This window comes from Lachnoclostridium sp. An131, assembly GCF_002160825.1.
Taxonomy (GTDB): domain Bacteria; phylum Bacillota; class Clostridia; order Lachnospirales; family Lachnospiraceae; genus Laedolimicola.
This window is the reverse complement of sequence record NZ_NFLI01000014.1, coordinates 63,466-84,773: the sequence shown is the minus strand read 5'-3', so window position 1 is coordinate 84,773 and position 21,308 is coordinate 63,466. Positions and strand designations below refer to the sequence as shown.

The window sequence follows — 21,308 nt, the reverse complement described above, 5'->3', positions numbered from 1 at the left end:
GATGGAACAAAAAGGACTGGAACAACAGGAACTGGAACAAAAAGAGCTGGAACAGGAAGCCTTTGAGGATTACAGCTATGAGATAGAGAACAGGATCCGGAATCTCTGCTGGACTGTAAGCGGAGATTACAGCCTGAATCTGAAGCTGGATACGGCTTCTTTTTCGAAGTCCCCTTATATCTCTTTGTACGATGCGGTGAAGCAGGGGGCCTTTTCCCGGTATTTTGACAGGGACGCCTTTGGCCTGTATCTCGTAAAGAAGCTGTATATGGGCGCAGACGAGCAGCCCCTGACAAATCTGGCCCAGATGGCTGTGGACAGCGCGGTGTACCGGAAGGCTGCCAGGGAGCGCCCGGGCGTTCTGGAGATTCGCAAAAAGGCTTTTTCTGATGTTTTGGAGTATGATTTTTCGAGACTGGCGTCCATGTATATCGGACAGATCCGAATCGCGGTCATGCAGGAGGCGGTCCGCGGAGAGGCGCTGGTACAGTCCAGGATGCAGAAGGCTCTGGATCAGCTGAAAAGCCTGGAGGAGACAGAGGACGTCATGGATATCATCCGGGTCGTGGACGGGCTTTATAACTGGCTGGTGGATCCGTATTTTGAGCGGAATCACGGCAGTCTGGAAAAGGTACTTTCCGTCACAGTGGAGGAGCTGAAGGAGTTCAGCTGGAAGGACTACCTGGAAGAAGAGGCTATGGAGGATGATCTGGTACAGATCATGAACCGGGTGGAGCAGGCTGTGACGCAGACGGCTGAGGTGGAGACGGAACAGGAAAAAAAGGAACGCCGGATGAAACGGATCGTCGTGGATGAGGAAGCCGCGGCGAAGATGTATTCTTATATTGAGCTGAATTATGGACGCTCCTATCTGACGCCCGGCGAGCAGGACAGGCTGAACCGGAGCCTCTGCCGGGGAGCCCACGCGGACTGCCGCCTGTATTTTACAGATGGGATTCTTTCCAGCATGGTAAAACGGAACTACCAGTCAGAATACGCAAGGCGGGCCAGATCCGACAATCTGAGGGTTTATGGACACAATCTGCGTGTTTCCCGGAGAAATATCGAGCAGCTTGCAGATACGCTGCGACGCTCTCTGACTCTGCGAAGCGAACGGGAGACTGTGCGTTCAGAGTATGGAACGATCGAGCCCTCCCGCCTCTGGAAGCTGGGGCGCAGCCGTGATAAGAAGCTGTTTGACAGGGAGATTAAGAAGGACAGCTCGGAGTTCGTAGTACATGTGCTTATTGATGCCAGCGGTTCCCAGAGAAGCCGGCAGAGCCTGGTAGCCCTCCAGGGCTTTATCATCAGCGAGGCCTTAAGCATCGTGGGAATTCCGCACAGGGTTATGGGCTTTTGCACCTTCTGGGACTATACGGTCATGCAGCGCTACCGGGACTATGACGAGCCACGGGAGGCCAATAAAAAAATATTTGAATTTCATGCCTCCTCAAACAACCGGGACGGCCTGGCGATCCGGGCGGCCGCGGCCAGCCTTCGGGAACGGCCCGAGGAAAACAAGGTGCTGATTGTCTTAAGCGACGGGCGGCCAAACGATATCATTGTAAACCGGCCAAACAGCCGGAACCCGGCCCCCTACTTTGGGGACTATGCCGTGCGGGATACAGCCACGGAGGTCAGGAAGGTCCGTGCGGAGGGGATCTCGGTTCTGGGAGTTTTTGCCGGGGAGGAGCAGGATCTGATGGCGGAGCGGCGGATTTTCGGCCGTGACTTTGCGTATATCCGCAATATTATGAATTTTTCCAGCGTGGTAGGACTCTATCTGCGGAGGCAGCTGGACGATACGCCATAAAAGGGAGAGGCCTTCCGGCAGGCAGCATACAGAATCAGCCGGAGGCCAGGTGACAGGAAATGAGAAAATGGTTAAAAAAATATTGGAAGCCCCTGGTGCTTCTTTTGATAATGGGAGGCTTTCTTCTGTATCCGCCGCTGGTGCTTACAGAGGTTCGCATTGATTTCGAAGAGGAGGATTATTCGGCCGGAAAGCATTGGAAGGCTTTGACCTCTTTTACAGAGCATGCCGGTCTGGACAGCGTCAGAGATACCTACAGCAAGCCGGGAGAAGCCAGAGTGTTTTTCTGGGATCTCCGGTTTCGGGACGGGCGCACACTGAAGCGCATGGATCCCATTGATTACAATTCGGAAAATGAGATCCGCGTCAAGGACATGGCTTTCTTCATCAATGGCTTTTATGCCGGAAAGCTGGAGGGAGAGGAGCTGATGGAGGCATTTTCGCCCAATGACCAGCTGCAGGTCTATGAGACGGATTCCGGTTCTATGGGCCTTTTGATTCAGGGCGAGGATTCTCAGCTGATTCCTACGGAGGCCTTTCAGAGCTTTTACAGCGAAATTGCGGGCAGGTATGCATGGACCGGAGTTTTCTATCTGATTCCGATTCTTGCCGCGGCAGTCTTTGTGCTGGAATTTTACCGGAGGAGAATCTGGAACCGGAGGGAAGGCCGGCTTTTCCTGGCTGTGGATACGCTCCTGTATCTCGTGGGCGTGGCGGCGATCGTGCTGGTGCTGATCGGAGCCTTTACCGGCTCCTCAGAGCTCAATCCGGATGAATCGGAAAGCATTTATTCTGTACAGTATTATATCAGCCACTGGATCGCGCCAGATGCCAGAGAGCTGGAGCTGGAGGCGTATTCAGCCTTCGGCACGGCCAGGCTTACGGAATTGAACCTGTTTTATTTCTTTGCCGCGCAGATTGCCCGTTTCTTTACCTTTGAGCATGCGGCACGGCTTTTCAGCGTCCTGATGTTTGCCGGACTGATGTATTTTCTGTTCTGGAATCTGAAGAAGAACCGCTTTCTGCTCTGTACTCTGTACCTGACGCCGCAGGTGTGGTATCTGTATACCTACTGTACATCGGATGCCCTGGATTTTGCGGTGGGGGTTCTGGCCCTGTACCAGATCGCCAATCCTGGCAGTATGCTCCACAGGCTGGCGCGGACAGGAGTAAACAGACGGAATATCTGGAAGCTTTTGCTGCTTGGCTTTTTATTCGCCAATATTTTTATGTCCAAGCAGAATTATTATGTGCTGGCCATCTACGCAGTTCTTATGCTGCTGGCAGAGCTTCCGGCAGTCTCGAAGGAAGAGAGAAAGCGGCGGTTTCAGACCTATCTGTGGCTTGCAGGGGCGGCGCTGCTGTTCCTGGGGATCCGCTATATTCCGGAGTTCCTTCATTATGGCATACACCGCAGCCAGGTGCTTAGGGAGATGCAGGAGGCGATTGCGATACCGAAGCTGAATCCGGCTTCCCCGCCCTCTGAGCAGAGCTCGGCCTTCAACCTGTACGGGAAAGGAGTGGCTTTGTCGGACCTTCTGTTCCATAAGGGACTTCATAAGACGCTGTTCCGTTCTTTTGTGGGAACCTATGGAAGCCTCCAGTTTCCGAGTCCCGACTGGTACTGCCATCTGATGGGAGTCCTTTACCTGATTTTGCTTCTGGGAATCTGCTGGCAGGTGATCCGGGAGAAGGGGTATGCGGAGAGGAAAATAAAGCTGGCGCTTTTGTTTGTCTGCGGCCTGATTTCCTACGCTCTGGTAATCTACAATGCGTGGTTTGTTGATTTTCAGGCCCAGGGACGCTATATGATGCCGGTACTGATTTTTGTGGCACATGCGGCGGTGTTGAAGCCGGAGACGGCGAGGCAGAAATGGTTTCAGATCGTTATCTGTGCGACGGCGGTACTGTCGCTGTATTCCTTCGGTGTGTACTGTATTCCGAATATTCAGCCTCCCTATTAAAAGGCAGGGGGACAAATCAAAGAAAAAGCAAAATAAATGGGAAAAGGAGAGCTTGGGATGAAAGAGTATGAAGTGGTTCATGAGATTTTTAATCAGTGCTCCAATAACCAGATGCGGGACGTCTTCATTGAAGAGGTTCCCATCGAGGATCTGGAACAGTATGTGGTCAGCCGCCATCAGGGAGAACGTGATTTCAGCTATGAGCGGGAGGATTTGGCGGATGGGACTGTGATCTATCATGTGAACACCTCCGGACTTCTGCAGAGATATACGTTTACAGAGATCTGATAGCTGCCCAGGAAAGACAGAGAGATGTGGAAGCGGCAGACAGCAGCAGGGAGGATGAAATTTGGAAGCATTTTTTGAATGGGAAGAACAGCTTCTTATGTTTCTGCAGAACAGTGTGCGTGGTCCTGTTCTGGATACCATCATGCAGTTTATTACCTCCCTGGGCGACGGAGGCTTTCTCGCGATTGCAGCCTGCCTGGTGCTGCTCCTCGTTCCGCGCTGGCGGAAGGTGGGGCTTACGGCATCCCTTTCTCTGGCCCTGGATTATGTTTTCCTGAATCTCATTCTGAAAAATGTGATAGCCCGCGTGCGGCCTTATGTGCTGCTGGAAGGACTTCAGCTGATCACAAAGGAGCCCTCGGATTATTCGTTCCCTTCCGGGCATACCGGAAGTGCGTTTGCGGTGGCAAGCGTACTGTTTCTATGCATGCCCCGGAAGGTGGGAATTCCGGCTGTGATTCTGGCGGCGCTGATTGCGTTTTCCAGGCTTTATCTGGGCGCGCATTTTCCGACGGATGTGATGGGAGGCGCGGTCATCGGCTGCCTGACGGGCGTGATAGCGTGGAAGCTTGTCTGGAAAAGGAAATAAAGAAATTTGGAGAGATGCAAAAAAGCATAGTAAAAGACGTGTCTGTATAATAAGATATCTTTGTACTGATCAGTGCATATTTCCTGGCAGTTCGCCAGAACATTCCTGTTTATTATTATTTGCAACAGAAAGGGAACATCTGCTTATGAAACATGATTATGATGGTTCATTGCAGGCTGTGGTGTGGAACAGTGCGCCGCAGACAAAAGAGGAAGCCCTGGAATGCATGAAGAGTCGATTGATGGAAAGGAGCTTCGTGTCATAACGTTTTTCAAAGTAAGGGATGAGTTCCTTATAAGTGCAGTCCTGACGGAAATCAGTGATCAAAGGGAGTTCATCAACCTTGTATTTCTGGTATTTCGGAGAATGGGGGTCATCAAAAGCCCGCTGCTTGAGCGGGATGTATCTACAGATAAAATTTAATAAATTCATTCCCACAAGATTGAAATATTCATACTTTCGTGATAAACTATCAAATAGAGATTATTATGGCAAGGAGGATTATATGGCTGTAACCTATAAAAAACTTTTTCACTTGCTGATAGACCGGGGCATCCAGACTTCCGAACTGACCGAAAAGGCAGGGTTCAGCCCGAACATTCTGACACGGTTAAGGCGTGACCAGTATGTGTCATTGGACAGTATCGAGAAGATTTGTTTTGCTCTGGACTGCAAAGTAGATGATATTCTGGAATTTATACCAGTTGAAAAGGAGAACAAAAATGGCTGATGTAAGAAAAGAGCAGGAGCGTGATGAACTGCATCGTGCGATATGGGCGATTGCGGATGAATTGCGTGGAAGCGTAGATGGATGGGATTTCAAGTCTTATGTGTTGGGCATGATGTTCTATCGCTATATCTCTGAAAACCTGACCAACTATATCAATGAGGGTGAAATCGAAGCCGGAAACGATGACTTTGATTATGCTCTTTTGTCTGATGAAGATGCAGAGCAGGCTCGTGAGGATTTGGTCAAAACAAAAGGGTTCTTCATTCTTCCGTCTGAGCTTTTCTGCAATGTCAGGAAACAGGCGGCAAATGATGAAAACCTGAATATGACTTTGGAAAGAGTCTTTAATCACATTGAGGATTCTGCGAAAGGCAGTGAAAGTGAAGATAACTTCGCGGGTTTGTTTGACGATATTGATGTCAACAGCAATAAACTGGGAGCGACCGTTGCCAAGCGTAACGCAAACCTTGTTAAATTGATTGAGGGTATTGCAAACATGGGATTGGGCAACTACAAGGAGAACTCCATTGATGCATTTGGCGATGCTTACGAATACTTAATGAGTATGTACGCATCCAATGCCGGGAAAAGCGGCGGCGAGTTCTTCACTCCGCAGGAAGTTTCTGAACTGCTGACCCGAATTGCAGTTGCAGGAAAAACAGAGGTCAACAAGGTATATGACCCTGCTTGTGGTTCTGGTTCTCTGCTTCTGAAAGCGGCGAAAATTCTCGGCAAAGAGAATGTCCGCCAGGGCTTTTATGGTCAGGAAATCAATCTGACTACATACAACCTTTGCCGCATCAATATGTTCCTGCATGACATTGACTTTGACAAGTTTGACATTGCCCATGAAGATACGCTGCTGAATCCCCAGCATTGGGATGATGAACCGTTTGAGGTTATCGTTTCAAATCCCCCTTATTCTATCAAGTGGGAGGGCGACGACAACCCTGTTTTGATCAATGACCCCCGCTTCTCTCCTGCCGGAGTGCTTGCGCCGAAGTCAAAAGCTGACCTTGCGTTTATCATGCACTCTCTGGCGTGGCTTGCCACCAATGGAACTGCGGCGATCGTTTGTTTTCCCGGCATCATGTACCGTGGCGGAGCTGAAAAGAAAATCCGTCAGTATTTGATTGACAACAACTTCATTGACTGTATCATTCAGCTGCCGAGCAATCTGTTCTTTGGAACTTCCATTGCAACCTGCATTATGGTTCTGAAGCGGAGTAAAGCAGATAACAACACGTTGTTTATTGATGCATCCAATGAGTGCGTCAAGGTTACGAACAACAACAAGCTGACCGAGGAAAATATAGTCCGCATTGTAGAGGAATTTGTTTCTCGTGCAGATGTTGAATACTTCTCTCGCAGCGTTCCTTATAAGGAAATCGCAGAGAATGACTATAATCTTTCCGTTTCAACCTATGTGGAAGCAGAGGACACCAGAGAGGTCATTGACATTGTGAAACTCAATGCCGAGATTGAAGAAATCGTTGCTCGTGAGCAGGTTCTCCGTGATGAAATAGCGAAGATCATCGCAGAAATCGAGGTGGGTGTATGAGTCGCGATTTTCAGTTTTTGATTTACAAATCTGCCGAAGAAGATGTTTCGGTCAGTGCATTTATTCAGGACGAAACCATTTGGGTAACCGCCAATCAGATGGCTATCCTGTTTGATAAAAGCGAATCTACCATCAGAAAACATATCAACAATGTGTTTGATGAGGGAGAATTGAACAGAGAGATCAACACGCAAAAAGTGCGTGTTGATGGGGTAAAGCAGCCGGTTGCTTTCTATAATCTGGATGTGATTATTTCCGTTGGCTATCGTGTGAATTCCCGCAGGGCAACCCAGTTTAGAATCTGGGCCACAAGCGTTCTGAAAGAGTATATGCTCAAAGGCTTTGCGATGGATGATGAACGCTTAAAGCAGGGAAAAACAGCATTTGGCAAGGACTACTTCCGTGAATTGCTGGAAAGAGTTCGCTCTATCCGTGCAAGCGAACGCCGTATCTGGCAGCAGATTACAGACATTTTTGCGGAATGCAGTATCGACTATGACGAAAACGCACAGATTACCCATGACTTCTACGCAATGGTACAGAATAAATTCCACTATGCCATTGTAGGGCAGACGGCGGCAGAAATTGTTTACACCAAAGCAGACAGAACCAAAGAAAACATGGGACTTACTACATGGAAAAATGCACCGGACGGTCGTATTTTAAAATCAGATGTAGTGGTTGCGAAAAATTATCTGGAAGAAAAGCAGATTCGGCAGTTGGAACGAGCTGTGACAGGATATTTTGATTATATCGAAGATCTGATAGAGCGGGAAAACACCTTTACCATGGAGGAATTTGCCGCCAGCGTGAACGAGTTTCTCGCATTCCGCAGATATGATATTCTGCGTGATAAAGGGAAAATCTCCAGTAAAACGGCAAAAGAGAAAGCCATTGCTGAATATGCAGAATTTAATAAGACACAAAAAATCACATCAGATTTTGACAAGGCGGTCAAGCAGATGTTGGAGGCAGGTGAGCAGCATGAGCAGATTGGATGAGTTGATTCAGGAGCTGTGTCCGAACGGCGTAGAATATAAGCTTATTGGAGACTGCGTTCACAAGACCAGTAATATAAAGTGGGCTACTGCTGATGGAAGCTATTTATATATCGATTTGACTTCCGTTGATAGAGATACACATAAAATCACAGAAACACAAACCATTGATGCGGATAATGCTCCAAGTAGAGCACAGCAAATAGTTTGTGTGGGGGACGTTCTGTTTGCGACAACACGCCCAACATTAAAAAGATATTGTCTCATTGATGAGGAGCACGATGGGCAGATATGTAGTACAGGCTTTTGTGTACTGAGAGCCAAAGAAAGTCTTGTCTTACCGAGATGGTTGTTCCATGTTGTTTCATCATCTGAGTTTCATTACTATGTTGAAGCAAACCAAAAGGGTGCAAGCTATCCAGCTATTTCGGACAAAGAAGTAAAGAAGTATAAAATGCCAGTTCCCCCTCTGCCAGTGCAGAGTGAAATTGTCCGTATTCTGGACAATTTCACAGAGCTTACAGCAGAGCTTACAGCAGAGCTTACAGCAGAGCTTACAGCGAGAAAACTACAATATAGCTACTATCGAGATAAATTATTGATATTTGAACAACGATATAGAACTGGCAAGATTATTGATATGCTTGTTCAACCTATTACTGATGGGCCGCATACCACACCGGCACTTGTAGATAATGGAGTTCCCTTCTTATCTGCTGAGGCAGTTTTTGACGGGAGGATACACTTCGAGAAAATGCGAGGCTATATTACTGAGGCTTTTGATGCTGAGTGTTGTAAAAAATATAAGCCACAGAAAGACGATGTTTTTATGGTTAAGTCTGGTTCAACGACTGGAAAAGTGGGGTATGTTGATACGGATGAACGATTTAACATTTGGTCGCCGTTAGCAGCAATGCGTGTGAACGAGAATTGTTCATCAAGGTTTTTGTTTCATCTGCTTCAATCGACTTCTGTGCAGAAGCAGGTAAAAGCAAAAGCAAGCCACGGTTCACAACCCAATTTGAGCATGAGAGCATTGGAGCAGTTTGAGGTTCCTATTCCTCCCCTAGATGTGCAGCTTAAAATAGCTGCGGTTCTCGACAACTTTGATGCAATTTGTTCCGACCTGAACATCGGTTTACCAGCTGAGATTGAAGCAAGACAGAAGCAATACGAGTTTTATCGTGATGCTCTCTTGACATACGCTGCAACTGGCAAGACAATCTTGACAGACAGACAGACAGACAGACAGACAGACAGACAGACAGACAGACAGACAGACAGACAGACAGACAGACAGACAGAGCATAACTAAGCTCATTCAGTATGTGTTTGGCGTTATTTTTGTTAGGTTGTCGGATATTGCAACCATATCAAGAGGTGTGCGTGTTGTCAGAAGTCAGCTTAACACTGAGGGACTATATCCAGTTTATCAAAATAGCATGACCCCTTTGGGCTACTATGAAAAAAGTAATTGTCCAGAAAACACCACTTTCATTATCGCTGCTGGTGCTGCTGGCGAAATCGGCTATAGTCGAACCGAATTTTGGGCGGCTGACGATTGCTTTTATCTGGAATGCCCAGATAACTTGAATAGTCGGTATGTATATTATGCTCTATTGTGCCAACAACAATACATTAGTTCAAGAGTACGTCGTTCGAGTGTACCACGCTTGTCTCGCACAGATATTGAAAGTGTTGTTGTTCCCGTTCCACCACTTGAATTGCAGAACCGCATTGTTGGAATTCTTGATCGCTTTGATGCTATCTGTAATGACTTAACAAGCGGACTTCCTGCGGAAATCGAAGCCAGACAGAAGCAATATGAATACTATCGTGATAAACTGCTGACTTTCCAATCGGCAGAGTAATACAAGAAGGAGGTTTCTATGAGTACCTACAATATCGTGCTTTCCACCAATGAAAGTACGGTTGTGACAGAGTATGAGCCACAGACCAAACGTTCGGATGCTTACCAAAGTGAAGCCGCACTGGAACAGGCTTTTATTAGGATGCTGTGCGAACAGGGCTATGAGTATGTGACCATTCATAATTCCGATGCACTCATTGCCAATCTCCGCAGACAGTTAGAATTGTTGAACGACTATCAGTTTACGGATAAGGAATGGGACAGCTTTTTCAAAAGCAAGATTGCCAATGCCAATGAGGGCATCGTGCAAAAGACCCGAAAAATTCAGGAAGATTATGTGCAGAACCTGACCCGTGAGGATGGCACTACCATGAATATCTCCCTGATCGACAAAAAGAACATTCACAACAACCGGCTGCAAGTAATCAATCAGTATGAAGAAAGCGGCGGAACACATGATACCCGATATGATGTGACGATTCTGGTCAATGGTCTGCCGTTGGTTCATGTGGAATTGAAACGCCGTGGCGTTGCAATCAAGGAAGCGTTCAACCAGATCAACCGCTACCAGCGTGATAGCTTTTGGGCTGGTTGTGGGCTGTATGAGTATGTGCAGATTTTCGTGATCTCCAACGGCACATTCACAAAATATTATTCCAACACCACCAGAGCAAGTCATATCAAAGAAAATGATAGAACTGGCAGGAAGAACAGCAAGAAAACTTCCAATAGCTTTGAGTTTACTTCCTATTGGGCAGACGGCAACAACAAGGTTATTGCAGACCTTGTGGACTTCACAAAGACGTTCTTTGCGAAGCATACCATTCTGAATATCCTGACAAAATACTGTGTGTTCACATCTGAGGAATTGCTGCTTGTCATGCGTCCTTACCAGATTGTGGCAACCGAGCGTATCCTGAACAGGATTGAGGTGTCCACCAATTACAAGAAAACAGGTACGATTGAAGCAGGAGGATATATCTGGCACACCACAGGAAGCGGCAAGACCCTGACTTCCTTTAAGACAGCGCAGCTTGCCACAGGACTGCCGTATATCGACAAGGTTCTGTTTGTAGTTGATCGTAAAGATTTGGACTATCAGACTATCAAGGAATATGACCGCTTTGAAAAAGGTGCTGCCAACGGCAACAAGAGCACCGCAGTCCTGCAAAGACAGCTTGAGGACAGCACTTCCCGAATTATCGTAACGACCATTCAGAAACTGGATGTGTTCATTACGAAGAACAAAACCCATCCGATTTATAACAAGCACGTTGTTCTTGTGTTTGACGAGTGCCACCGCAGCCAGTTTGGGCAGATGCACACCAACATCATCAAGCACTTTAAGAACTACCATATTTTTGGATTTACTGGAACGCCGATTTTCGCTGTCAATGCCGGAACTGGCGGCAATCCGGAACTGCGAACCACGGAGCAGGCGTTTGGTGCGAAGCTCCATACCTATACCATCGTGGATGCGATCAACGATGGAAATGTCCTGCCGTTCCGCATCGACTATATCAACACGATCAAGCAGAAAGACAGCGACAAGGATAAACAAGTCAATGCGATTGACACCGAAGAAGCATTGGCATCTCAGGAACGTATCTCCGAAGTCGTGAAGTACATTCTGGAACACTTTGACCAAAAGACCATGCGTAATTCCTATTACAGTCTGAAAGGTCAGCGTGTGAATGGTTTCAACTCCATGTTTGCAGTCAGTTCCATTCCTGTCTGCAAAAAGTATTATCTGGAGTTGAAAAAACAGATTGCGGAACAGCATCGAGAGCTGACCATTGCAACCATCTTCTCTTTTGCACCAAATGAAGCAGATACAGCCGATGGTATTCTGGAAGATGAAAGTTTTGATACGGAAGGGCTTGACCAGAGTTCCCGTGATTTTCTGGAAATGGCAATCAGCGATTATAATAAAATTTTCAAAACGAACTTCGATACTTCCAGTAAGGGCTTTCAAGACTACTACAAAGACCTGTCCGACAAGGTCAAAAAGCGAGAAGTCGATTTGCTGATCGTAGTCAATATGTTCCTGACTGGCTTTGATGCAACAACGTTGAACACCCTTTGGGTGGATAAAAACCTGAAAATGCACGGTCTGATACAAGCATTTTCCAGAACAAACCGCATCCTGAACTCGGTAAAGACTTTCGGCAACATCGTTTGCTTCCGTGATCTTGAAGAGGCCACCAATGATGCAATTGCCCTGTTCGGAGATAAGGATGCAAACGGCATCGTTCTTTTGAAATCCTACGAGGACTATTATTATGGCTGCGTTGATGATAAGGGGCGTGAACAGAAGGGCTATGAAGAACGAATAGCGGAACTACTGCAAAAATATCCGTTGGGACAGCCCATTATCGGAGAGCAGAACAAGAAGGATTTTATTGTACTGTTCGGTAACATTCTCCGCTTGAGAAACATTCTGTCTGCATTTGACCGTTTCGCCGGAAATGAAATCCTGTCCCCGATTGATTTTCAGGATTACACGGGTACATACCATGATGTGTATGATGAAATTAAGCCGAAGCCAGGAAGCAAGGACAGCATCATGGACGACGTTGTGTTTGAAATGGAACTGGTCAAACAGGTAGAAGTAAACATCGACTATATCCTGATGTTGGTTGCAAAATATCATGACGGAAACTGCGAAGATAAGGAAATTTTGGTTGCGATTGATAAGGCGATTAAGTCCAGTTTACAGCTCCGTTCTAAAAAGGAACTGATTAAAAACTTCATTGCCACTATTAACACAAGCACCGATGTCAACGCAGACTGGCAACGCTTCGTCAGAGAACAGCGTGAAACGGATATTCAGACACTGATTACAGAAGAAAAATTGAAACCGGAAGAAACCAGAAAGTTTGTTGAGAACGCTTTTCGTGATGGCGTACTCAAAACAACTGGAACGGATGTTGACCGATTGATGCCGCCTGTTTCCCGCTTTGGCGGTGGAGGTTCTCGTGACAAAAAGAAACAGACAGTTATTGAAAAACTGAAAGCGTTTTTTGAAAAATACTTTGGACTGCTTAATCCGACAGAAACCATTACAGGAAGCAAGGTCGTGGACTATCAGTACACAACGCCCCAATCTTCATTAGGAATGGTAGCCGAAGAACCTGAACCATATGGAAAAAGGAAAACGCTTCCTCCGACCTTGCCAGTCTGCTGAGAGATTAGTCAGGATTACCCTTGGCTGGAAGAAATCTACCGCGAGATTGCAGAACTGAAAAAACAGCTTCAGGAGCAGTCCGCGAATTAAGAAACAATAGAGAAAACGGGAACTGTCAGGCAATAAAATAAAGGGGGCTGTTGCAAAAGTAGATAAATAATCTACTGGAGCAGCAGCTCCACTTTTATGCTTAAAAATAGAAAGGGAGTGCCACTCAATCATCCGTTATTGATGATTTTGCGACACTCCCTTCTATAACATACGAAAATATTTATTTCACCCTTGCCTCCAGCTTATCGCCGTTCACATCGATGACAATCGTTTCGCCGGTAGAGATGTCTCCGGCCAGAATCAGCCTTGCAGCCAGCGTCTCTACATATTTCTGCATATACCGCTTCAGCGGCCGCGCTCCGTATACCGGGTCGAAGCCGTGGTCTGCGATAAAGGCCTTGGCGTCAGCGGTGAGCTCAATCTGCAGCTCACGCTCTGCCAGACGGCCGTTCAGCTCCGCCAGCAGCAGGTCGATGATTGAAGCAATGTTGCTCTTGGTCAGAGGCTTGAAGAGAATGGTCTCATCCAGCCGGTTCAGGAACTCCGGACGGAAATGGTTCCGAAGGTCGTTCATAACCAGCTCCTGGGCCTGCGGCGTGATATTGCCGTCTGCGTCGATGCCGTCCAGCAGGTAGGAGGAACCGATATTGGAGGTCATAATCAGGATCGTGTTCTTGAAGTCCACGGTCCGGCCCTGGGAATCGGTGATTCGTCCGTCGTCCAGCACCTGCAGCAGCACGTTGAATACGTCCGGGTGGGCCTTTTCAATCTCATCAAACAGTACGACGGAGTAAGGCTTTCTGCGGACAGCCTCGGTCAGCTGGCCGCCCTCCTCGTAGCCCACATATCCGGGCGGCGCTCCGATCAGCCTTGATACGGAATATTTCTCCATGTATTCGCTCATATCGATCCGCACCATATTCTGCTCGTCGTCGAACAGGCTGGCAGCCAGCGCCTTCGCAAGCTCGGTTTTGCCTACACCGGTGGGTCCCAGGAACAGGAAAGAACCAATGGGCTTCGTCGGATCCTTGATGCCGGCCTTGGAACGGATGATGGCCTCGGAAACAAGAGTTACCGCCTCATCCTGGCCGATGACCCGTTTATGGAGCTCGTCGTCCAGGTGGAGGGTCTTGTTCCGCTCGCTCTCGGTCAGCTTTGCCACCGGAATACCGGTCCAGCGGGAGACGATGCGGGCAATCTCATCCTCTGTCACAGCCTCATGAACCAGGGAAAGGTCTTCCTTGCCGATGGCCTCCTCTTCCTGCGCCAGCTCCTTCTGCAGCTGGGGCAGGCGGCCGTACTGCAGCTCGGCGGCCTTGTTCAGGTCGTAATTCTGCTGGGCGGTCTGAATCTGCTTGTTGATGTCCTCGATTTCCTCACGCAGCTTCTGCAGACGCTCCACAGAGGTCTTTTCGTTGTCCCACTGAGCTTTCTTTGCGTTGAATTCGTCGCGCAGCTCTGCCAGCTCTCTCTGGAGATGCTCCAGCCGCTCCTGGCTTAAGTGGTCCGTCTCCTTCTTCAGGGCAGCCTCCTCGATCTCCAGCTGCATGATTTTCCGCCTCAGCTCGTCCAGCTCGGTGGGCATGGAATCCAGCTCCGTCTTAATCAGAGCGCAGGCCTCATCCACCAGGTCGATGGCCTTATCCGGCAGGAACCGGTCAGAAATGTAGCGGTGGGAGAGCGTGGCGGCAGCTACCAGCGCCGCGTCCGTAATCTTCACGCCGTGGAACACCTCGTAGCGTTCTTTCAGTCCACGGAGAATGGAAATCGTATCCTCCACGGTAGGCTCGTCAACCATGACAGGCTGGAAACGGCGTTCAAGAGCCGCGTCCTTTTCAATGTACTGGCGGTACTCATCCAGCGTGGTGGCGCCGATGCAGTGAAGCTCGCCCCTTGCAAGCATGGGCTTGAGCATATTGCCGGCATCCATGGCCCCATCCGTTTTGCCTGCGCCCACAATCAGATGCAGCTCATCGATAAACAGAATGATCTGTCCTTCGCTCTTGCGAACTTCCTCCAGCACAGCCTTCAGGCGTTCCTCGAATTCGCCCCGATATTTGGCTCCTGCTACGAGAGCGCCCATATCCAGGGAGAAGATTTTCTTATCCTTCAGGCCTTCGGGCACATCGCCCCGGACAATCCGCTGGGCCAGGCCTTCCACTACGGCGGTTTTGCCGACGCCGGGCTCACCGATCAGCACAGGATTGTTTTTGGTCTTACGTGACAGGATCCGGATGACATTGCGGATTTCCGAATCGCGCCCGATGACTGGGTCAAGCTTCTGCTCTCTGGCACGCTCTACCAGATCGGAACCGTACTTATTTAATGTGTCGTAGGTAGCCTCCGGATTATCGCTGGTCACGCGCTGATTGCCGCGGACCGTGGACAATGCCTGCAGAAATTTGTCCTTTGTGATTCCGTACTCCCGGAACAGCTCCTTGATGGAGGGGCTGGGATCGTTCAGCATGGAAATAAACAGATGCTCGACGGAGACATATTCATCTCTCATGCGCTTTGCCACATCCTCAGCGTTTACCAGTACCTTATTTAAGTACTGGCCCACGTAGGGCTGGCCGCCCGATACCTTGACCCTCTTATTTAAAGCCTGTTCCACTCCGTTCATGAAAAGGTTCTGATCGATGCCCATCTTGGCGATCAGCTTCAAAATCAGGCTGTCTTCCTGACGGAGCAGACTCATCAGAAGGTGTTCCTGCTCGATTTCCTGGTTGCCGTACTCATAGGCCAGCTTTTCCAGATCGTTTACAGCCTGAATAGACTTCTGCGTAAATTTCGTAAAATTCATAAATCTGACTCCTTCCTTATATTATATAGCGTTTTTCTCCTGAAGCCTGGTCAGCCCGGTACGAATACCAGCTGCCGTTTACAGGAAATATAAAAAGCAAGACCCGGTACCAGACATCTCTCTTATCTGATACAGGGCCTTGTTCTTTTCACTATTTACATATATCACTATTAATTTCAAAATGCAAGAGGTTTTTTTCTAAAAATAAAATGAAAAATATAAACAAAGGATGAAATATAAAAAAAATGCGAAACGGGGTTGACAAACAAAGGGTGTAGTGATATTTTAATGTTAGCACTCAGAAGGGCCGAGTGCTAATAGGAAACAGAGAAGCAAAAGGAGGTGGCAGCATGGAACTGGATGAGAGAAAGCAGAAGATTTTGTATGCGATCATCCGCACCTATATGGAGACAGGCGAGCCTGTGGGTTCCAGAACGATTTCCAAATATTCAGATTTGAATCTGAGCTCTGCCACGATCCGCAATGAGATGTCCGATCTGGAGGAAATGGGTTACATTATACAGCCCCATACCTCGGCAGGCAGAATTCCTTCTGATAAAGGATACCGCCTGTACGTGGACCACATCCTGGAGAGTAAGGATCAGGAGGTTCAGGAATTCAAGGATCTGATGCTGGAACGTACCGACAAGCTGGAACAGATGCTTCAGCAGGTGGTGAAGGTTCTTGCGGCGAATACGAATTATGCGACGCTTGTTTCCGCACCGGCACTGAAGGGAAATAAGCTGAAATTCATACAGCTTTCCAAAGTGAACTCCACACAGATTCTGGCCGTCATTATGATAGATGGAAACCTTGTCAGAAACAAGATCATCGATGTGACGGAGGAGCTGGATCAGGAGACGGTGCTGAAGCTCAATATCCTGCTGAACAGCGTGCTGAACGGCCTCTCGATAGAGGAAATTAATCTGGCCATGATTCAGAGCCTGAAGCAGCAGGCGGGCATACACAGTGAGCTGGTGGCGAGCGTGATCGATGCGGTGGCGGAGGTGATTCACGCAGAGGACGAGGTCAAGATTTATACCTCGGGAGCCACGAACATTTTCCGGTATCCGGAGCTTTCCGATAAGGGAAAGGCCAGCGAAATCATCAGCACCTTTGAGGAAAAACAGGAGCTCACCGATTTGGTGAACCAGACCCTGGAAAACAGCGAAAACAAAGGCATTCAGGTGTACATCGGACAGGAGTCGCCGATACAGGCCATGAAAGACTGCAGCGTAGTCACAGCCACCTATGAGCTGGGCGATGGGCTTCAGGGGACGATTGGCATCGTAGGTCCGAAGCGGATGGATTACGAGAATGTATTGAAGACGCTGAAGACGCTGACGGATCAGCTGGATGCAATTTATAACAAAAAACAGAACTAGACAGAAAGGGGCATCGACCCGTGGAAAAGGAAATGAAGCAGGAAGATATCCGGGAAGAGAAGCCGGAAGGCGAGGAAGCTTTTGAAACGCAGGAAAGCGCGGACCAGGAAGAGACCGTGAAGACGGAGGAGGCTTCCGGAGAGCAAAACGCCGAAGGCGAGGCGGAATCCAGGGAGACGGCAGCAGAGGGCCAGCCGGAGGAAGCCAAAGAGGAGCCGGAGAAAATGAGAAAGAAAAAGAAAAAGGAAAAATGGGAAGAGAAAATCGAAGAGCTGGAGGACCGCGTGAAGCGGCAGATGGCAGAATTTGATAACTTCCGCAAGCGCACCGAGAAGGAAAAATCCCATATGTATGAAGTGGGAGCAAGAGATGTCATTGAAAAAATCCTTCCGGTAGTGGATAACTTTGAAAGAGGTCTTGCAGCAGTCCCGGAGGAGCAGAAGGCCGATCCGGTGATTGACGGCATGGATAAGATATACCGCCAGCTGATGACAGTCCTGACAGACCTGGGCGTGACGCCGATTGAGGCTGTCGGAAAGGAATTCGACCCGAATTTCCACAATGCAGTGATGCATGTGGAGGATGAGGAGCTTGGTGAAAATGTAGTAGCCGAGGAATTCCAGAAGGGTTACATGTATAAGGATACGGTAATCCGGCACAGTATGGTAAAGGTAGCCAACTAACTAAAGCAATCAGTAACCTACACAGAAAATAAATGAGGAGGTCTCTATTATGAGCAAAATAATTGGTATCGACTTGGGAACAACAAACAGCTGCGTAGCAGTAATGGAAGGCGGTAAGCCGGTGGTTATCGCCAATACAGAGGGTGCAAGAACCACACCGTCTATCGTGGCCTTCACGAAGACAGGAGAAAGACTGGTAGGAGAGCCTGCAAAGCGTCAGGCAGTTACAAACTCCGAGAAGACCATTTCTTCCATCAAAAGAGAGATGGGAACAAACTATAAGGTAACCATCGATGGAAAACAGTACACACCGCAGGAAATTTCCGCAATGATTCTGCAGAAGCTGAAAAGTGACGCAGAGAACTATCTGGGCGAGAAGGTGACCGAGGCGGTTATTACCGTACCGGCATACTTCAACGACGCACAGAGACAGGCAACCAAGGACGCAGGAAAGATTGCCGGCCTGGATGTAAAGCGTATCATCAATGAGCCGACGGCTGCAGCTCTGGCTTATGGCCTTGATAATGAAAAAGAGCAGAAGATCATGGTATATGACCTGGGCGGCGGTACCTTCGATGTATCTATCATCGAGATTGGTGACGGCGTTATCGAGGTTCTGGCTACGGCAGGAAACAACCGTCTGGGCGGCGATGACTTCGATAAGAAGATCGTAGACTACATGCTGGCAGAGTTCAAGCGTACAGAGGGTGTGGACCTGTCCACAGACAAGATGGCAATGCAGAGACTCAAAGAGGCTGCAGAGAAGGCAAAGAAGGAGCTGTCCTCTGCGACAACGACGAACATCAACCTTCCGTTCATCACAGCGACCTCTGAGGGACCGAAGCATTTCGATATGAACCTGACAAGAGCCAAATTCGATGAGCTGACCCATGACCTGGTAGAGAAGACCGCAGAGCCTGTACAGGCAGCGCTGAAGGATGCAGGCATCACAGCATCCGAGCTTGGCAAGGTACTGCTGGTAGGCGGCTCCACACGTATTCCGGCCGTACAGGATAAGGTAAAGCAGCTGACCGGCCATGAGCCCAGCAAGTCCCTGAACCCGGATGAGTGCGTAGCTATCGGCGCTTCTATCCAGGGCGGAAAGCTTGCAGGAGACGCAGGCGCAGGCGACATCCTTCTGCTGGATGTAACTCCGCTGTCCCTGTCCATCGAGACACAGGGAGGTATCGCAACCCGCCTGATCGAGCGTAACACGACGATTCCGACGAGAAAGAGCCAGATCTTCTCTACCGCTGCTGACAATCAGACAGCCGTAGATATCAACGTCGTACAGGGTGAGCGTCAGTTCGCAAGAGACAACAAGTCTCTGGGCCAGTTCCGTCTGGATGGAATCCCGCCCGCAAGAAGAGGCGTTCCGCAGATTGAGGTTACCTTCGATATCGATGCGAATGGTATTGTAAATGTATCTGCAAAGGATCTGGGAACCGGCAAGGAGCAGCACATCACGATTACCGCAGGCTCCAACATGTCTGACAGCGATATCGAGAAGGCGGTAAAGGAAGCTGCCGAATTCGAGGCTCAGGATAAGAAGCGTAAGGAAGGCATCGATGCAAGAAACGACGCAGACTCCATGGTATTCCAGACTGAGAAGGCTTTGGAGGAGGTAGGAGCGCAGCTTGACGCAGCTGACAAGTCCGCAGTAGAAGCAGAGCTTACTTCTCTGAAGGCTGTTCTGGACAGAACGAAAGACCAGCCTGAGCTGTCTGATGCAGATATCGACGAGCTGAAGGCAGGCAAGGAGAAGCTGATGAACGCAGCGCAGAAGGTATTCGCGAAGGTTTATGAGCAGGCGCAGGCCGCACAGGGTGCAGCCGGCCAGGCAGGACCGGGACCGGATCCGAACGCAGGAGCAGGCTCTTCTTCTGATGATGTGGTTGACGGCGACTACCGCGAGGTGTAAAATAAACATCGGCATGGAAATGCCGGGATAAGAAGCAATAATGTCCAGGGGGAGCCCGTGAGGGCTTTCCCTGGGTTTTGTGCGACAGGGATTATTGGGGAAAACTGCAGCGTGGGAAATAAAAAGACCTGTGGCTTTCAAGCCTGATGCTGTGGAATCCATATTTTCATGAGCAGCAGCCTGTACGGCTGCGCGGATAGAAAGAAAAAAAGAGGAAGATAAAGGAATGGCAGAACAGAAAAGAGATTACTACGAGGTTCTGGGCGTAGATAAAAATGCAGATGACGCTGCGATTAAAAAGGCATACCGCCAGCTGGCAAAAAAATATCATCCGGACATGAACCCCGGCGACAAGGAAGCGGAGGCGAAATTTAAGGAGGCGTCCGAGGCCTATGCAGTCTTAAGCGATCCGGAAAAGCGCCGCCAGTATGATCAGTTCGGTCACGCGGCGTTTGAAGGAGGAGCGGGAGGCAGCGGCTTTGGCGGCTTTGATTTCACTGGAGCGGATATGGGAGATATCTTTGGAGATATCTTCGGTGATCTCTTTGGAGGCGGCCGCAGCAGACGGGCGAATAATGGTCCCATGCAGGGAGCGAATATCCGTACTCAGGTCCGCATTACCTTTGAAGAGGCTGTATTTGGCTGTGAGAAGGAGCTGGAGCTGACCCTGAAGGATGAGTGTGCCAGCTGTCACGGCACAGGCGCGAAGCCGGGGACCTCTCCGGTGACCTGTCCGAAGTGCGGCGGAAAGGGCCAGGTGGTCTATACCCAGCAGTCTCTGTTCGGCATGGTGCAGAATGTGCGTACCTGTCCGGACTGTAATGGAACCGGTAAAATTATCAAGGAAAAATGTCCGGACTGCTATGGAACCGGTTATATTTCCAATAAGAAGAAGATTTCGGTGTCTATCCCCGCAGGTGTGGACAATGGCCAGAGCGTGCGCCTGAGAGGCAAGGGTGAGCCCGGCATAAATGGCGGCCCCAGAGGAGATCTGCTGGTAGAGGTCATCGTGGCTCGTCATCCGATTTTCCAGCGTCAGGATATGAACATTTATTCTACCGCGCCCATCAGCTTTGTGACAGCGGCGCTGGGAGGAACTGTGCGCATTAAGACTGTGGATGGAGATGTCGAGTATGATGTGAAGCCGGGAACTCAGACAGACACCCGTGTCCGCCTGAAGGGAAAAGGCGTTCCCTCTGTCCGCAATAAGAATGTCCGCGGCGATCATTATGTGACGCTGGTGGTTCAGGTGCCGACAGACTTAAGCCGTGAGGCAAAGGAAGCTCTGCGTGCTTACGATGACGCGGTGAATGGCACAGGGAGCGGCACGTCGAAGGGCGGCAGGTCCGGAAAGGGGAAAAAGAACTTTTTTGACAAGGTAAAAGAGGCACTGGACGAATAAGAGAGAAGAGAGTTCTGCTGTAGGATACACGGGATTATCAGGAGTGATACTGTAAAAAGTGAG

Annotated in this window: 16 protein-coding genes; 15 read left to right on the top strand and 1 reads right to left on the bottom strand. The window is 49.0% G+C overall.

Features of this window, described 5'->3' with window-relative positions; translation table 11 throughout:
- The first annotated feature begins 1 nt into the window (after position 1).
- From B5E77_RS12350 to B5E77_RS12300, 11 genes are all read left to right on the top strand, one after another.
- On the top strand, positions 2-1,813 hold the full coding sequence (locus B5E77_RS12350; RefSeq protein WP_143468631.1) for a cobaltochelatase CobT-related protein: 1,812 nt from the start codon (positions 2-4) through the stop codon (positions 1,811-1,813).
- A gap of 59 nt (positions 1,814-1,872) precedes the next feature.
- Entirely contained in the window at positions 1,873-3,777 is a 1,905-nt protein-coding gene (locus B5E77_RS12345; RefSeq protein WP_087165668.1) for a DUF2142 domain-containing protein, read from the top strand.
- 57 nt (positions 3,778-3,834) lie between these two features.
- Positions 3,835-4,065 (top strand): hypothetical protein, encoded by a 231-nt coding sequence (locus tag B5E77_RS12340; protein ID WP_087165667.1) that lies wholly within the window; start codon positions 3,835-3,837, stop codon positions 4,063-4,065.
- Positions 4,066-4,126: 61 nt separating this feature from the next.
- Positions 4,127-4,654: a phosphatase PAP2 family protein gene (locus B5E77_RS12335; RefSeq protein ID WP_087165666.1), complete on the top strand. Its 528-nt coding sequence runs from the start codon at positions 4,127-4,129 to the stop codon at positions 4,652-4,654.
- A 222-nt stretch (positions 4,655-4,876) separates the two neighbouring features.
- Positions 4,877-5,077 (top strand): hypothetical protein, encoded by a 201-nt coding sequence (locus B5E77_RS17800; RefSeq protein WP_204248053.1) that lies wholly within the window; start codon positions 4,877-4,879, stop codon positions 5,075-5,077.
- A gap of 82 nt (positions 5,078-5,159) precedes the next feature.
- Entirely contained in the window at positions 5,160-5,384 is a 225-nt protein-coding gene (locus B5E77_RS12325) for a helix-turn-helix domain-containing protein (protein ID WP_087165665.1), read from the top strand.
- Positions 5,377-6,945, top strand: coding sequence for a type I restriction-modification system subunit M (locus tag B5E77_RS12320; protein WP_087165664.1), 1,569 nt, complete (start codon positions 5,377-5,379; stop codon positions 6,943-6,945). Before B5E77_RS12325 ends, B5E77_RS12320 begins: the two co-directional genes overlap by 8 nt.
- Complete coding sequence (locus B5E77_RS12315) at positions 6,942-7,946, top strand: virulence RhuM family protein (RefSeq protein WP_087165663.1); 1,005 nt, start codon at positions 6,942-6,944, stop codon at positions 7,944-7,946. The genes B5E77_RS12320 and B5E77_RS12315 overlap by 4 nt, the downstream gene beginning before the upstream one ends.
- Positions 7,930-9,258 (top strand): restriction endonuclease subunit S, encoded by a 1,329-nt coding sequence (locus B5E77_RS12310; protein ID WP_162609694.1) that lies wholly within the window; start codon positions 7,930-7,932, stop codon positions 9,256-9,258. Before B5E77_RS12315 ends, B5E77_RS12310 begins: the two co-directional genes overlap by 17 nt.
- 13 nt (positions 9,259-9,271) lie before the next feature.
- Positions 9,272-9,814, top strand: a complete 543-nt coding sequence (locus B5E77_RS12305; RefSeq protein WP_275532766.1) for a restriction endonuclease subunit S — start codon at positions 9,272-9,274, stop codon at positions 9,812-9,814.
- A gap of 18 nt (positions 9,815-9,832) precedes the next feature.
- On the top strand, positions 9,833-13,000 hold the full coding sequence (locus tag B5E77_RS12300) for a type I restriction endonuclease subunit R (RefSeq protein WP_087165660.1): 3,168 nt from the start codon (positions 9,833-9,835) through the stop codon (positions 12,998-13,000).
- 271 nt (positions 13,001-13,271) lie between these two features.
- Here B5E77_RS12300 and clpB read toward each other — a convergent pair whose 3' ends face one another.
- The gene (gene clpB / locus B5E77_RS12295) at positions 13,272-15,854 is read right to left on the bottom strand and encodes an ATP-dependent chaperone ClpB (protein ID WP_087165659.1); all 2,583 of its coding nucleotides are present in this window, start codon (positions 15,852-15,854) and stop codon (positions 13,272-13,274) included.
- Positions 15,855-16,204: 350 nt separating this feature from the next.
- On the opposite strand from clpB, the gene hrcA reads away from it, so the two are divergent.
- The 4 genes from hrcA (at position 16,205) to dnaJ (ending at position 21,245) form a co-directional block, all read left to right on the top strand.
- The gene (hrcA, locus tag B5E77_RS12290) at positions 16,205-17,239 is read left to right on the top strand and encodes a heat-inducible transcriptional repressor HrcA (protein WP_087165658.1); all 1,035 of its coding nucleotides are present in this window, start codon (positions 16,205-16,207) and stop codon (positions 17,237-17,239) included.
- A gap of 32 nt (positions 17,240-17,271) precedes the next feature.
- A complete protein-coding gene (gene grpE / locus B5E77_RS12285; protein WP_087165696.1) occupies positions 17,272-17,922 on the top strand; it encodes a nucleotide exchange factor GrpE in 651 nt (216 codons plus the stop codon).
- Between the two features lie 49 nt (positions 17,923-17,971).
- Positions 17,972-19,843 carry a molecular chaperone DnaK gene (dnaK, locus tag B5E77_RS12280; RefSeq protein ID WP_087165657.1) on the top strand — a complete coding sequence of 624 codons (1,872 nt, stop codon included), beginning with the start codon at positions 17,972-17,974 and terminating at the stop codon, positions 19,841-19,843.
- Between the two features lie 226 nt (positions 19,844-20,069).
- The gene (dnaJ, locus tag B5E77_RS12275) at positions 20,070-21,245 is read left to right on the top strand and encodes a molecular chaperone DnaJ (protein ID WP_087165656.1); all 1,176 of its coding nucleotides are present in this window, start codon (positions 20,070-20,072) and stop codon (positions 21,243-21,245) included.
- The last annotated feature ends 63 nt before the right edge of the window (positions 21,246-21,308 follow it).

Bases quoted from the DNA above. Each gene is read 5' to 3' on its own strand.
- B5E77_RS12325 (WP_087165665.1), top strand. From the start codon at position 5,160: ATGGCTGTAACCTATAAAAAACTTTTTCACTTGCTGATAGACCGGGGC.
- B5E77_RS12310 (WP_162609694.1), top strand. From the start codon at position 7,930: ATGAGCAGATTGGATGAGTTGATTCAGGAGCTGTGTCCGAACGGCGTA.
- B5E77_RS12340 (WP_087165667.1), top strand. From the start codon at position 3,835: ATGAAAGAGTATGAAGTGGTTCATGAGATTTTTAATCAGTGCTCCAAT.
- B5E77_RS12320 (WP_087165664.1), top strand. From the start codon at position 5,377: ATGGCTGATGTAAGAAAAGAGCAGGAGCGTGATGAACTGCATCGTGCG.
- grpE (WP_087165696.1), top strand. From the start codon at position 17,272: ATGAAGCAGGAAGATATCCGGGAAGAGAAGCCGGAAGGCGAGGAAGCT.
- dnaK (WP_087165657.1), top strand. From the start codon at position 17,972: ATGAGCAAAATAATTGGTATCGACTTGGGAACAACAAACAGCTGCGTA.
- dnaJ (WP_087165656.1), top strand. From the start codon at position 20,070: ATGGCAGAACAGAAAAGAGATTACTACGAGGTTCTGGGCGTAGATAAA.
- clpB (WP_087165659.1), bottom strand. From the start codon at position 15,854: ATGAATTTTACGAAATTTACGCAGAAGTCTATTCAGGCTGTAAACGAT.
- B5E77_RS12300 (WP_087165660.1), top strand. From the start codon at position 9,833: ATGAGTACCTACAATATCGTGCTTTCCACCAATGAAAGTACGGTTGTG.
- B5E77_RS12350 (WP_143468631.1), top strand. From the start codon at position 2: ATGGAACAAAAAGGACTGGAACAACAGGAACTGGAACAAAAAGAGCTG.
- B5E77_RS12315 (WP_087165663.1), top strand. From the start codon at position 6,942: ATGAGTCGCGATTTTCAGTTTTTGATTTACAAATCTGCCGAAGAAGAT.
- B5E77_RS17800 (WP_204248053.1), top strand. From the start codon at position 4,877: ATGCATGAAGAGTCGATTGATGGAAAGGAGCTTCGTGTCATAACGTTT.
- hrcA (WP_087165658.1), top strand. From the start codon at position 16,205: ATGGAACTGGATGAGAGAAAGCAGAAGATTTTGTATGCGATCATCCGC.
- B5E77_RS12345 (WP_087165668.1), top strand. From the start codon at position 1,873: ATGAGAAAATGGTTAAAAAAATATTGGAAGCCCCTGGTGCTTCTTTTG.